Origin of the sequence: Aliivibrio sp. S2TY2 (assembly GCF_028765525.1) — a bacterium.
Classification (GTDB): Bacteria; Pseudomonadota; Gammaproteobacteria; order Enterobacterales; family Vibrionaceae; genus Aliivibrio; species Aliivibrio finisterrensis_A.
Window position 1 is genome coordinate 49938 of the sequence record NZ_JARACS010000004.1, and the last position, 14380, is coordinate 64317.

12 protein-coding genes are annotated in these 14380 nt (G+C 41.1%); 10 read left to right on the forward strand and 2 right to left on the reverse strand.

What is annotated here, in order from left to right:
- Nucleotides 1-29 precede the first annotated feature (29 nt).
- The 4 genes from dnaN to PVK63_RS08440 all read left to right on the forward strand — a co-directional run bounded on the left by dnaN (nucleotide 30) and on the right by PVK63_RS08440 (nucleotide 5515).
- Nucleotides 30-1130, forward strand: coding sequence for a DNA polymerase III subunit beta (gene dnaN / locus PVK63_RS08425; RefSeq protein WP_130045768.1), 1101 nt, complete (start codon nucleotides 30-32; stop codon nucleotides 1128-1130).
- Between the two features lie 13 nt (nucleotides 1131-1143).
- The gene (recF, locus tag PVK63_RS08430) at nucleotides 1144-2223 is read left to right on the forward strand and encodes a DNA replication/repair protein RecF (protein WP_130045769.1); all 1080 of its coding nucleotides are present in this window, start codon (nucleotides 1144-1146) and stop codon (nucleotides 2221-2223) included.
- 17 nt (nucleotides 2224-2240) lie between these two features.
- Nucleotides 2241-4658: a DNA topoisomerase (ATP-hydrolyzing) subunit B gene (gene gyrB, locus PVK63_RS08435; RefSeq protein ID WP_130048481.1), complete on the forward strand. Its 2418-nt coding sequence runs from the start codon at nucleotides 2241-2243 to the stop codon at nucleotides 4656-4658.
- Nucleotides 4659-5080: 422 nt separating this feature from the next.
- The gene (locus PVK63_RS08440) at nucleotides 5081-5515 is read left to right on the forward strand and encodes an Hsp20 family protein (RefSeq protein WP_130045771.1); all 435 of its coding nucleotides are present in this window, start codon (nucleotides 5081-5083) and stop codon (nucleotides 5513-5515) included.
- 376 nt (nucleotides 5516-5891) lie between these two features.
- Here the strand turns inward: PVK63_RS08440 and PVK63_RS08445 are convergent, their stop codons facing one another.
- Complete coding sequence (locus PVK63_RS08445) at nucleotides 5892-7139, reverse strand: valine--pyruvate transaminase (RefSeq protein ID WP_130087490.1); 1248 nt, start codon at nucleotides 7137-7139, stop codon at nucleotides 5892-5894.
- 218 nt (nucleotides 7140-7357) lie between these two features.
- Here PVK63_RS08445 and glyQ point away from each other — a divergent pair, with 218 nt between their 5' ends.
- The 4 genes from glyQ to PVK63_RS08465 all read left to right on the forward strand — a co-directional run bounded on the left by glyQ (nucleotide 7358) and on the right by PVK63_RS08465 (nucleotide 12546).
- Complete coding sequence (gene glyQ, locus PVK63_RS08450; protein WP_130048483.1) at nucleotides 7358-8290, forward strand: glycine--tRNA ligase subunit alpha; 933 nt, start codon at nucleotides 7358-7360, stop codon at nucleotides 8288-8290.
- Between the two features lie 2 nt (nucleotides 8291-8292).
- Nucleotides 8293-10374, forward strand: coding sequence for a glycine--tRNA ligase subunit beta (gene glyS, locus PVK63_RS08455; RefSeq protein ID WP_130087488.1), 2082 nt, complete (start codon nucleotides 8293-8295; stop codon nucleotides 10372-10374).
- 143 nt (nucleotides 10375-10517) lie between these two features.
- Complete coding sequence (locus PVK63_RS08460; protein ID WP_130087486.1) at nucleotides 10518-12146, forward strand: alpha-amylase; 1629 nt, start codon at nucleotides 10518-10520, stop codon at nucleotides 12144-12146.
- A 148-nt stretch (nucleotides 12147-12294) separates the two neighbouring features.
- The gene (locus tag PVK63_RS08465) at nucleotides 12295-12546 is read left to right on the forward strand and encodes a hypothetical protein (protein WP_130048486.1); all 252 of its coding nucleotides are present in this window, start codon (nucleotides 12295-12297) and stop codon (nucleotides 12544-12546) included.
- A gap of 50 nt (nucleotides 12547-12596) precedes the next feature.
- Here PVK63_RS08465 and tusA read toward each other — a convergent pair whose 3' ends face one another.
- Nucleotides 12597-12848 carry a sulfurtransferase TusA gene (gene tusA, locus PVK63_RS08470; protein ID WP_130045776.1) on the reverse strand — a complete coding sequence of 84 codons (252 nt, stop codon included), beginning with the start codon at nucleotides 12846-12848 and terminating at the stop codon, nucleotides 12597-12599.
- Nucleotides 12849-13025: 177 nt separating this feature from the next.
- Between tusA and PVK63_RS08475 the strand changes: the two genes are divergently transcribed.
- Entirely contained in the window at nucleotides 13026-13217 is a 192-nt protein-coding gene (locus PVK63_RS08475) for a hypothetical protein (protein WP_130045777.1), read from the forward strand.
- Nucleotides 13218-13378: 161 nt separating this feature from the next.
- Nucleotides 13379-14320, forward strand: a complete 942-nt coding sequence (locus tag PVK63_RS08480) for a LysR family transcriptional regulator (protein WP_130045778.1) — start codon at nucleotides 13379-13381, stop codon at nucleotides 14318-14320.
- Nucleotides 14321-14380 lie beyond the last annotated feature (60 nt).

A 14380-nucleotide genomic window follows, 5' to 3' on the forward strand; every position in this document is an offset into this window, starting at 1 on the left:
TATTATCTACTTTTAAATAAACGAGTATTATGAAATTTTCTATTGAACGCAGTCTGTTATTAAAACCACTGCAACAAGTATCTGGTGCCCTTGGTGGCCGTCCATCATTACCTATTTTAGGTAACATCTTACTTCAGGTAGAAAATGGTCAATTATCAATGACCGCAACCGATTTAGAAGTAGAGTTGATCAGTAAGATTACGTTAGAAGGTGATTTTGAAGCGGGCGCTATTACCGTTCCTTCTCGTAAATTTTTAGATATTTGTCGTGGTTTACCTGACAGCGCAACTATCACTATCGTATTGGAAGGCGATCGAGTTTTAGTGCGTTCTGGACGCAGTCGATTCACTCTAGCGACTCTGCCTGCTAATGATTTTCCAAACATTGAAGGTTGGGAGAGTGAGGTTGAAATCACCTTATCTCAAGCACAATTGCGTAAGCTGATAGAAAGTACTCAATTCTCTATGGCGAACCAAGATGTTCGTTATTACCTCAATGGTATGATGTTTGAAACTCAAGGTGCTATTTTCCGTTCTGTAGCAACGGATGGTCACCGAATGGCAGTATGTAATATGCCTGTAGAGTCAGAACTTCCAGAGCAACAAGTGATCATGCCACGCAAAGGTATTCAAGAGCTAGTTCGCTTACTTGACTCACCCGATCAGAGTGTTACTTTACAGTTTGGTAATTCAAATGTACGTGCAGAAGTGAATAACTTTGTATTTACGTCAAAACTGGTTGATGGTCGCTTTCCTGATTATCGCCGTGTAATGCCGCAAAGCAGTAACAAGACGCTAGAAGCCGATTGTGATGAACTGCGCCAAGCATTCGCTCGTGCCGCTATTTTATCTAATGAAAAATTCCGTGGTGTTCGCGTTAATTTAGCAAATAATCAAATGCGTATTACCGCGAATAACCCAGAGCAAGAAGAAGCGGAAGAGATCCTTGATGTGGATTTCCAAGGCGATGATATCGAAATAGGTTTTAACGTTAGCTATGTATTAGATGTGCTGAATACTTTAAAATGCGAACGTGTACGTATTTCGATGACAACGGCTAATGCGAGTGCGTTAGTTGAAGATTGCGCTAATGATGAAGCGCAATATGTTGTTATGCCAATCCGTCTGTAGATTTTAACTATTAATGCCATTATCACGCCTAATCATTAATGATTTTCGTAATATAAAGACGTGTGATATTCAATTATCATCAGGCTTTAATTTTGTTACGGGAGCCAATGGCAGTGGCAAAACCAGTGTCCTAGAAGCGATCTATTTGCTCGGACATGGCCGTTCATTTAAGAGCTCGTTAACCGGTCGGATCATTAGAAATGACTGTAACGAGCTTTTTATTCATGGTCGTTTCACCACACCAGAAAACTTTGAACTGCCTATTGGTATAAATAAGCAGCGCGATGGCACAACAGAGGTTAAAATAGGCGGAGAAAGTGGGCAAAAACTGGCACAATTAGCTAAGGTTTTACCGCTTCAATTAATTCACCCTGAAGGGTTTGAATTAGTTACTGATGGCCCTAAATTTCGCCGAGCATTTATAGATTGGGGAGTGTTTCACGTGGAACCTGCTTTTTATGAAGCATGGAGCCGAGTGAAGCGATTAACCAAGCAACGTAATGCACTATTAAAAACGGCACACAGTTATAGAGAGCTAAGTTACTGGGATCTGGAACTCGCACAACTGGCTGAAAAAATAGATCAGTGGCGAGTGGATTACATCAATCACATATCTGAAGCAACTCAACAAATATGTCAGGCATTCTTACCAGAATATGACATAAAGCTGTCATACTATCGCGGTTGGGATAGAGAAACCCCATACGCAGATTTGCTCAAGAAGAACTTTGAGCGAGATAAACAGCTGGGTTATACCGTCGGCGGCCCAAATAAAGCCGACTTACGAATTAAAGTTGCAGGCACTCCTGTTGAAGATGTGTTGTCTCGTGGTCAACTAAAGTTGATGGTATGTGCGCTACGATTAGCGCAGGGGCAACATTTAACAGAAGCAACAGGAAAGCAGTGCATCTATTTAATAGACGATTTTGCTTCTGAACTGGATAGTCATCGCCGTCAATTGCTGGCTCAATATTTGAAACAGACAAAGGCGCAGGTGTTTATTAGTTCGATTACTGCTGAACAGATTGCAGATATGCATGATGAAGAAAGCAAGATGTTCGAGATAGAACATGGCAAAATAGCCCAAGGATAAAAACGCGAGAGTAACTCATGTCAGAAAATTATGATTCATCGAGTATTAAAGTACTAAAAGGCCTAGATGCAGTACGTAAGCGTCCGGGTATGTATATCGGCGACACCGACGACGGTACAGGTCTTCACCACATGGTGTTTGAGGTTGTCGATAACTCAATCGATGAAGCTCTTGCTGGTCACTGTAAAGATATTATTGTAACGATACACGAAGATAACTCGGTATCTGTAAGCGATGATGGTCGTGGTATTCCCACTGAAATTCACGAAGAAGAAGGCGTATCTGCTGCAGAAGTTATCATGACGGTACTTCACGCAGGCGGTAAGTTCGACGATAACTCTTATAAAGTATCAGGCGGTCTTCACGGTGTTGGTGTTTCAGTAGTAAACGCATTATCAGAGAAAGTTGAACTTACGATTAATCGTAAAGGTGAGATTTTCCAACAAACGTATTGTCACGGTGTACCTCAAGCCCCTCTAACAGTGACTGGTAAAACAGATACTACAGGTACTAAAATCCGTTTCTGGCCAAGTGACCAAACGTTCGCAAACATTGAGTTTGTTTATGAAATTCTAGCGAAACGCCTGCGTGAGTTGTCTTTCTTAAACTCTGGTGTGTCTATTATTTTACAAGACATGCGTGAAGAAGATAAATCTGATCACTTCATGTTTGAAGGTGGCATTCAAGCGTTCGTTAATCACCTAAATCGCAATAAGACACCTATTCATCAAAAAATATTCCATTTTGATTTCACGCGTGAAGAAGATGGCATTGCTGTTGAAGTGGCAATGCAATGGAATGATTCTTTCCAAGAAAATATTTTCTGTTATACCAACAACATCCCACAACGTGATGGTGGTACGCACTTAGCCGGTTTCCGTTCTGCGCTAACTCGTACATTAAACACTTTCATGGATAAGGAAGGCTTTTCTAAGAAAGCGAAAGCATCTACTTCTGGTGATGATGCGCGTGAAGGCCTAACAGCGGTTGTTTCGGTTAAAGTGCCTGATCCTAAGTTCTCAAGCCAAACTAAAGATAAACTGGTTTCTTCTGAAGTGAAGTCTGCGGTTGAATCTGCAATGGGTGAGAAACTGTCTGAGTTCTTAGCTGAGAACCCAGGTGAAGCGAAAATGGTTTGTTCTAAAATCATCGATGCAGCTCGCGCACGTGAAGCCGCTCGTAAAGCGCGTGAAATGACTCGTCGTAAAGGCGCGTTAGATATTGCAGGTCTTCCAGGTAAGCTTGCGGATTGTCAGGAAAAAGATCCTTCACAATCTGAACTATATATTGTGGAAGGGGACTCTGCTGGCGGTTCAGCCAAGCAGGGACGTAACCGTAAAAACCAAGCGATTCTGCCTCTTAAAGGTAAAATCCTAAACGTTGAAAAAGCACGTTTTGATAAAATGCTGTCTTCTCAAGAGGTTGGCACACTAATTACTGCACTTGGTTGTGGTATTGGTCGTGACGAATACAACCCTGACAAACTGCGTTACCACAATATCATCATCATGACCGATGCCGATGTCGATGGTTCTCACATCCGTACTCTTTTACTGACGTTCTTCTACCGTCAAATGCCTGAGCTGATTGAGCGTGGTTATGTATACATTGCTCAGCCACCACTGTACAAAGTGAAGAAAGGCAAACAAGAGCAGTACATTAAAGATGAAGAAGCAATGGGTGAATACCAAATCACGCAAGCGTTAGATAACGCATCGTTATTTGTTAATCCAAATGAATCAATCTTTGGTCAAGAGCTGGCTAATTTAATTGAGCAGTTTAATGGTGTAATGAAACTGATTGAGCGTATGAGCCGTCGTTACCCATTAGCGCTATTAAATCGTTTAGTTTATACCTCTCGATTAACTCAGGAAGCGTGTGAAAACGAAGCTGAAGTTAAAGCGTGGACTGAGGCGTTAGTTACTGATCTTAATGAGCACGAAACTGGTGCAAGTCAGTACACAGCAGCATTGGATTTTAATGAAGAATTAAACATTCACCAGCCTAAGCTTGTTGTTCGTACTCACGGTGTTCAACATGAATACGTATTAAGTGCTGATCTGCTTAACTCGAAAGAGTACGGCCGTATCGCTGAGCTATCAGAAGCGCTTAATGGTTTGATTGAAGAAGGTGCTTATGCACAACGTGGTGAGCGCAAACAACCAGTAGAAACACTAGATGAAGCGATTGCATGGTTAATTAAAGAATCTCGTCGTGGTGTTTACTTACAACGCTATAAAGGTCTGGGTGAGATGAACCCTGAGCAGCTTTGGGAAACAACAATGGATCCTGATTCTCGCCGTATGATGCAAGTAACAATCAACGATGCAGTAAGTGCGGATGAATTGTTTACTACGCTAATGGGTGACCAAGTTGAACCGCGTCGTAACTTCATTGAAGAGAACGCATTACGTGTAGCTAACTTAGACGTCTAAGTTGAGTAAATATTTGCTGTAATCACTAATTTCTGCGTCGAAGGTGCTCGCTTATATTCATAAGCTCCGCGCCTTCTCCTTGAACTAAGCGATTACAGCGGCAATTTATCTCAACTTAGAATTTAGATATATTAGGAAGCACTGCTGTTGGCGGTGCTTTTTTTTGTCAGGAATTTGGGGTTTGTTTTCGTTTGTAGTTCAGTTGTTTAGTATTAGTTTTGAATGGGAATGGAAAATATTTTTGGCTATATCTCTTGAAAATAAAATCACTGAGCCGCATATCTAGTTATGAAGAGGATGCCGAAAGGGTCTTCTGAACATGACTTGTCCAAAACGGAAAGTCTTATAATTTGATAGAGGCAACTAAGGACCTAAGTTTGGGGTAGTTGTACTCACTATTGCTTAAAGTAAAGGATAGTATTATGCGTAATGTAGATTTCACTCCACTGTACCGTTCAGCAATTGGTTTTGATCGTCTTTTCAATCAAATGGAAAGCCACTCAGCGAAAACTAATGGTGGTTACCCTCCCTATAACATCGAGCAAAAATCAGAACATAACTACCGTATAACCATGGCGGTGGCGGGTTTTGCTGATGAACAAATCGATTTAACTCAACACGAGAATATGCTGATTGTACGCGGTGAGCGTCCTGAATCGGATGAAGCGAAAACGTACCTATACCAAGGTATTGCAGAGCGTAACTTTGAGCGTAAATTCCAATTAGCGGATTATGTGAAAGTGGTGGGCGCAACCATGGAAAATGGTTTACTGCATGTTGATTTAGAACGTGAAATTCCAGAAGCGATGCAGCCTCGTAAGATTGCAATTAACGGTAATAACTTACTGGAAAGCTAATCGTAGATTGGTAAAAATTTGAAATGAAGGCGCTGTGATAGCGCCTTTTTTGTGTCTGTATTTTATTACAGCGGGTATTATACCAATCTACATAAGTATTTGATCATTCTTGCTTGTTAAAATCGATTATATCTGCGTTATAAATTTTGTAATTAGATCCACTAGTTACTGCAATTTATGCCTTGCTCTAATCGATTTTTCCTACGCAATTATCTGAACAACGACTTATCCAGAGTGGTATTAGAAATCGTGATGACTTATTGCTTTGGAATCACCAATGCTGTTTGTCATTGATGATCATTCAACACTTGATATTGCCATTTGTTGGTGATGGAAAAGCAATGAGTCATGAGTACCACAACTCACCGCTTTTTATTTACTCTGAATACGCTTTCAGCACTTCTTCTGCAATAATATTAATGCCTTTTTTCATCATATCTTCATCTTGAACGTAGTTCATACGTAAGCATTGATGAGCGTGCTCCCAACTGTCATCTTGCCCAATAAAGAAGTACTCTCCCGGAACAATTAATACGCCACGTGCTTTCAAGCGTTTGTACAGTTCCATTGTCGTGATAGGCAATTCATCAAACCATAGCCACAAGAAAATAGCGCCCTCAGGTTTATGAATGCGAAAACGAGGATCGGTAATCGCCGTTTGTAACATCTTAACTGCAGCTTGAGATTTATGGCGATAGAAAGGCTGGATAACCTCCTCACTTAAACGCAATAAGTCACCTGATTCAATCATGTGCAAACCAATTGCAGGGCCCATACTTCCTGGTGCAAGATTGATAATGCCATTTAGGTTAGTGATGGCTGCTGTCATTTCTTCATTGGCAATCACAATGCCACAACGTAACCCAGGTAAACCAAGCTTAGAAAGGCTCATGCAAAGAATGGTGTTTTCATTCCAAAATGGCGTGACTTCTTCAAAGATAATATTCGGGAAAGGGGTGCCATAAGCATTATCAAGAATTAACGGAATATTATGTTCACGAGCTAATGTGTCGAGTTTGGCCACTTCTTCATCCGTAATGACATTCCCCGTTGGATTGGTAGGACGAGAAACACAAATTGCTCCCACAGAATCGTCAACAGTTAACTGGCTAAAATCAACGTGGTATTTAAACAAACCGTTATCGAGTAATTCAATCTCAGGACGGTAAGAAATAAAACTGTCGACTTCTAGTTCAGAGTCCGCATAGCCAATATATTCCGGAGCAAGAGGCAGTAAAATTCTCTTTTTTGAACCATCCGCATAAGTGCCTGCTAAAAGGTTAAATAGACTGAAGAAAGCACTTTGAGAACCATTGGTTAGAGAGATATTTTTCTCTGAAATATCCCAACCGTAAGTCTCTTTTAATAGTTTTGCTAATGCTTTAACAAAAGAGTCTTTACCTTGTGGCCCATCATAATTGGCCATTGCAGCAACCAGCTCACCAGAATCGAGCATTTCTTGTGAGGCGCTTTTAAAGTAGTCGAGCATGGCGGGAATGCCAGCAGGGTTACCACCACCGAGCATGATTGCTCCAGGGGTACGTAAGCCATCATTTAGATCATCCATTAATTGGGTGATCCCACTGTAACGAGTAAATTTTTCGCCAAATTGAGTAAACTTCATTACGACTACCGCGCTATTTGTTGAGTCTGAGTATTGATTGTTTTAACAACATACCTCAACACCAAACAGAGATAAAGAGCCAAGATAAGCCCTGATTTTATTGATTAAGCCGTAAACTCACTGTGAATTTTAAGAAAGTGCTTATTTTTGCTACTCCCAAAGAGGGCAGCGAGGTATACTTCTTGGTTATATTTATCAACCATCGCGCGAATTAAATTATGCAAAAATACGATATCAAAACCTTCCAGGGAATGATCCTCGCGCTGCAGGATTATTGGGCACAAAACGGTTGTACGATTGTACAGCCTCTAGATATGGAAGTAGGTGCTGGTACATCTCACCCAATGACATGTCTACGTGCACTTGGCCCAGAGCCAATGGCTACCGCTTATGTTCAACCATCTCGTCGTCCTACGGATGGCCGTTATGGTGAAAACCCGAACCGTCTGCAGCACTACTATCAATTTCAGGTAGCGTTAAAGCCTTCTCCAGATAACATTCAAGAGCTGTACCTAGGTTCTTTAGAAGTGCTTGGTATCGATCCACTTGTTCATGATATTCGTTTCGTAGAAGACAACTGGGAAAACCCTACATTGGGTGCTTGGGGTCTAGGTTGGGAAATCTGGCTAAACGGCATGGAAGTAACGCAATTTACTTACTTCCAACAAGTAGGTGGCCTTGAGTGTAAACCAGTAACGGGTGAAATCACTTACGGTATTGAGCGTCTTGCTATGTACATTCAAGAAGTAGACTCAGTTTACGATCTTGTGTGGAACCATGGTCCTCAAGGTGTGGTTACTTACGGTGACATTTTCCACCAAAACGAAGTTGAGCAATCGACTTACAACTTTGAACACGCGGATGTTGATTTCCTATTTGGTTTCTTCGACCAGTGTGAAAAAGAGTGTAAAGAGCTGCTTGAACTTGAAAAGCCTCTACCTCTTCCAGCGTACGAGCGCATTCTAAAAGCAGGTCACGCATTCAACTTGCTAGATGCACGTAAAGCAATCTCTGTAACAGAGCGTCAGCGTTATATTCTTCGTATTCGTAACTTAACTAAATCGGTTGCAGAAGCATACTATGCATCACGTGAAGCATTAGGCTTCCCTATGTGTCGTTCTAATAAGCCGACAGCAACTGAGGAGAAGTAATCATGGCGAAGAATTTTCTAATCGAATTAGGCACTGAAGAGCTTCCACCAACAGCGCTTCGTTCATTAGCTGAAGCATTTGCTTCTAACTTTGAAGCGGGTCTTAAAGCGGCTGATTTAGCACACCAAGGTGTTAAATGGTATGCAACACCTCGTCGTTTAGCGCTTAAAGTGGCTGAATTAGATGAAGGTCAAGCAGATAAAATCGTTGAAAAACGTGGTCCAGCTATCGCATCTGCATTTGATGCGGATGGTAATCCAACCAAAGCGGCTCAAGGTTGGGCTCGTGGTAACGGTATTACGGTTGAACAAGCTGAGCGTCTAAAAACAGACAAAGGCGAATGGCTACTTCATAAAGAAGCAGTGAAAGGCCAACCTGTACAAGAGCTTGTTGTTGAATTAGCAGCAAAAGCATTAGCAGGCTTACCAATTCCTAAAACAATGCGTTGGGGTAACTCAGACATTCAATTTATTCGTCCAGTAAAAACACTGACTATCCTATTGGGTGACGAGCTGATTGAGGGTTCTATCTTAGGCGTTGCTTCTACTCGTACACTTCGTGGTCACCGTTTCATGGGTGAAAGCGAATTTACGATTGACTCTGCTGATCAATACCCTGCGATCTTAGAAGAGCGCGGTAAAGTAATGGCTGACTACGATGCGCGTAAAGCGATCATCCTTGCTGATGCTCAAAAAGCAGCGGCAGCAGTAGGCGGTACAGCGGATCTAGAAGATGACTTAGTAGAAGAAGTGACTTCTCTTGTTGAATGGCCAGTAGTATTAACGGCTAAATTTGAACAAGAGTTCTTAAAAGTGCCTTCAGAAGCGTTAGTTTACACAATGAAGGGTGACCAAAAATACTTCCCTGTGTATGACGAAGCGAAGAATCTACTTCCTAACTTCATTTTCGTTTCTAATATCGAATCTAAAGAGCCTCGTCACGTTATCGAAGGTAACGAGAAAGTAGTTCGCCCACGCCTTGCTGATGCAGAATTCTTCTTCAACACAGACCGTAAGCGTCCACTTATCGACCGTCTACCTGAGTTAGAACAAGCTATCTTCCAAAAGCAATTAGGTACGATCAAAGACAAAACTGACCGTATTACTGAGCTTGCAGGTTACATTGCTGAGCAAATTGGTGCGGATGTTGAGAAATCTCAACGTGCGGGCCTTCTAGCTAAGTGTGACTTAATGACATCTATGGTATTTGAATTTACAGATACACAAGGTGTGATGGGCATGCACTATGCAACTCACGATGGTGAAGATGAGCAAGTAGCTCTCGCTCTTTATGAGCAATACATGCCACGTTTTGCGGGTGATGAACTACCAAGCACAGATATTTCTGCATCAGTAGCAATGGCGGACAAACTAGATACATTGGTTGGTATCTTCGGTATTGGTCAAGCACCTAAAGGTTCTGATCCATTTGCACTTCGCCGTGCTGCGCTGGGTATTCTACGTATTATCGTTGAGAAAGATTACAACTTAGACTTAGTTGACCTAGTAGCTAAAGCGCAATCTCTATTTGCACTTGAAGATGGCTCAAGCAAGCTAACGAATGCAAACGTAGCGACAGATGTGATTGATTTCATGCTAGGTCGTTTCCGCGCATGGTACCAAGATGAAGGTTTCAGCGTAGATATCATCCAAGCGGTACTTGCTCGTCGTCCAACGAAACCTGCTGATTTTGATAAGCGTGTGAAAGCGGTATCTCACTTCCGTGAACTAGACGCTGCAGAATCTCTAGCGGCTGCGAATAAGCGTGTAGGTAATATCCTTGCGAAATTCGATGGCGAACTGGCTCAAGAAATCGATCTTGCTCTTCTTCAAGAAGATGCAGAGAAAGTATTGGCTGAGAAAGTAGAGATCCTAGCTGAAGCACTAGAGCCTGTATTTGCTGCAGGTAACTATCAAGAAGCACTAAGTCGTTTAGCTGAGTTACGTGAACCTGTTGATGCCTTCTTTGATGGTGTAATGGTTATGGCTGATGATGAAGCGCTTAAGATTAACCGCTTAACGCTGCTTAACAAGCTTCGTAATCTGTTCTTAGATATTGCGGATATTTCTCTTCTTCAAAAATAAGAAATAGCCAAATTTCATGAAATGCCTCGCTTTTGCGGGGTATTTTTTTGTCTAGATATCGTATTTTCGAAAATTAGAGGTTAATAATATACTTAACAATGACTACAATTGATGTTCTCTCTTTTATTAGGCTGCTGATTTCGATGAAATTATCTGTGTGTACAACTCTTATCTCCCTTTCACTTATGGTCGGGTGTCAAAGTACTTCATTACCAACCACGGATAATGCAAATTCTTCTTCACAGAATACTCCTGTAGTCTCAAGTGATTCGACGAATCAAGTCAGTGTATGTCCTTCATTAGGCATTCAGCCTGTGACGGTTACCGTTTCAGAATTGTGGTCTGAAGGTGCAGTCGTCACAGATGCTTACTCTGGCAATATTGCTCAAGTGAAGAATGGTCAAATAACGCTAACACCAAGTCGTCATAGTGGTGGATTACTGTTATTAGAATCAAGTTCAGTACAGGAAGCAGAAGCAGAGAAGCGTGATTTCCAATGGCAGAGTGCCACGTTTTATCATATCGCAACCGATCGTTTTTATAATGGAAACAGTTGGAATGACCACAGCTATGGTCGTCAAACCTCATCACAAGGTTTTAAAGGTGGTGATATTGCAGGGTTAACGCAAAAACTGGATTACTTAGCTGAGCTAGGTGTTGATGTACTTTGGATTTCGACACCACTAGAGCAAGTTCATGGCTGGCTTCCTGGAAAAAATGGCAATACACCAGAATATCCATACGCAGGTGGTGCCACATTAGATTGGACACAGCTTGATACCAATATGGGTTCAGAGCAAGAGATGAGAGCGTTTGTCGATCTTGCTCATCAATTAGGAATGAGAGTAGTGTGGAGTATTGATACTGCTCCTTCTCAACCAAGCCTTGCCGATTTGCAGCAATTTTCTATTCAACCTAAAGACAGCAGTGAACTGCCAAGTTACTGGAATGATTGGCATCCAAAAGAAGGGCAGAATCTAACGCATTATTTAGATGCATTTAAAGGTGAAGATGGTCAAGTCCCACAATGGTGGTCTTCAGATTGGTTTAATCCAAATTATGAAGGGGTAGTGTCAACGCCAACCTTCTTTACCAATAAACCGACAACTGCAGTGAGCCAAGTCAGTCAGGATAAACACGCATTATTAACGCAATGGGTGACTGAATGGATAACCAAGTTTGGTATTGATGGCATTGTTTTAGCTCAATCAACGCCTAAGTTAACAAAACAATTCGAAGAACAAGGCAGTAAGGCATTTGAAGCATGGAAGAAAGACAATCAATATAAAGCGCTTGAAGGGTCTTCTTTTATTGTGGTCGATTTAGAAAATAATAACCATTTTATCCCTCAAAAGCAGTCAATTGAATCTCAATGTGAAACACAACTAAGTGCTCAAAAAACGACTGAAAATAAAGTCGCCATGAATGCGTTAACCTGGTTTGATAAAGATAAGCAACAAGCGTTAACGGCTGATAATTATGCTCAATACAGAGATGCGGCCTCCGCTTTATTGTTATCTCACGACAGTGTTTCGATTTGGTATGGGGATGAAAGTGCAAAACCAGGTGATCTATATAGCATGATGAATTGGGAGGATGCGACAGGACTTAATTGGTCATTGCGTTCTCATTGGAAGAAACTACTTTCTTTTAGATCAAATCATACTGCGATATCACAAGGAAATTACCAAGTGGTTAAGCAAGAACCTTACTATGCTGTCATACGTAAAAATGAATCCGATAAGGTAATGATCGTTTATACGGGGGAGTAATTTTTGGTGATATAACGAGTGTCATCAAAGTTTCATAAAATCTGAGTGAGAGTGTGATACTAACCACATAGGTTTTGTGAGAGAGATGATAATCTATAGCTAGAATTAGTTGTATTGGTAGATGTTTCTTAAAGGAAAGGAGCTTATCATGACTCGTTTTTTAGCTATCTCACCACAAAGCCAGTGTTATTTATTTACCGTCGCTTTGGCGCTTAATTTATTAGGTATGGTATTGACCGATATGTGGATACCTATGGTCGTTGGGGCAATTGTCACGACCGCATTATCTGTGGATGCTTGGGTTCGCGTTCATTATGTATTACCAATGAAAAAAGAGATGCGTAACTTGCAACATGAGATTGAAAGCATTCAAAAACAAGTGCGAGATATCAATACATAAACTATCCCTAAACAGTATAAAGGCGACCTCGTGGTCGCCTTTATCATTTCTTAAGCTGAAAGCCCTTTACGGATAAGAAATCGGTAAGGCAGCGAATCAGTATCTTCCGCAATAAGCTCATGATCCATAAAACGACAGAAACTTGGAATGTCACGCGTGGTCGATGGGTCGTCTGCTTTGATCAATAGCGTTTCACCATCTTGCATCTGTCGAATTGTTTTTCTAACCATCATTACAGGCTCTGGGCAGCGTAATCCTTCCGCTTCTAAGGTTTGGTTGGCGGTATCAAAGTTGATGGTCATTGTTGTATCTCATTACAGTTAAAGGCGACCAAGATCATACTGCTGTAAAAAAAATAATCAATACACATTGGCAAAGAACTGAAAAGAGCGTAAATTATTTGTTAACAACAAATTAACATTGGACGGTTATTTCGTTGTTTTAGCTATAGATATGAAAGCAATAGAAGGATCGTCATTATGCTTACTCAAATAGATCGCTTAACCATTTATTGTGTTCTTTGTTTCGTTACCATTTGCTCATTAGTATTACGTACCCCTGAGAATATCAGCTTACTTCCTTTAATTAGTCTTGCCTCCGTTATGATCGCGCTGACGATTGAGTTAAAAACCTGGTCAGAAAGTGAAACCGCAGAAGAAAAAGATTACTAGAAACACCTTAACAATTAAAAATTACACCACACTCTAACTTTCCCGCCTTTTTATCGTTCTTGATTCCAACAAGAAATGAATGAATTGCGGGATTTTTTTTATTTTTAAAACCGTTAAACTACGTAATTACCATTAAGGTATATCAAACATAGGTGTAGGTAATGGAACTAGAAGAAGTTTATCGCCGTGATTTAAATTTACTCATTGCACTTCGAGTATTATTAGAAGAAAACAGCGTGAGCCAAGCGGCTGTTCGGCTCAACTTAAGTCAATCAGCGATGAGTCGAGTGTTGGGGCGATTGCGAGATCTCCTTGGTGATCCGCTCTTTACTCGTCAAGGCCAGCATTTAGTTCCTACACAAAAAGCTTTAGAAATTAATGCGCAAATAAATCAGCCATTAGAGTCTTTACGCCAGTTACTTACCCCTAGCGATTTTACGCCGATGCATTGTGATCAGCATTTCTTAATTGCGACCACTGACTATGCAATGCAAACCATTTTACCTTATGCGCTTCCTAAAATTTATGAGCAAGCGCCGAGCATCTCATTAGAGTTTACCTCACTTAATCATGAGAACTTGTTTAAACAACTGAGCACTGAAAAAGTGGACATGGCGATATGTCGACCAATTGGTTCTGTTTCTCCGCTTAAGCAGGATGTGTTAGGGCAGGTTGGGGTGTTATGTCTGTTATCTCAGAACCACCCACTCGCAGGATCAGTATTAACCCTGGATGATTATTTATCACTACCTCACGCCATGATTGCCATCAGTGATGGAGTAAAGGCGTTATTGGATACTGCGTTATTGGGTCAAAGAGAAAGAAGACAGGTACTTAGGGCGTATCATTTAGAAGCGGCGTTGGCCATTGTTGATAAAATGCCATTAGTGATCACGGTACCCGCGGATCTCGCATACTTGGTTGCTGAAAGATATGATCTGGTTATTAAACCATTGCCGTTTGAATTTACGCCGTTTGATTACTCTTTAATTTGGCATTCTCGTTGTGATTCATCACCGGCTCAAACTTGGCTTCGACGCGTAGTAAAAGAAGAGTGCGGTAAGTTAATTGAAAAACGAATTGAAGACATTGGATTTGTATAGCTTATTATTCTTTAGATAAGAAAAAGGCAGCGATTAAGCTGCCAGGTTTACTGATGTTTC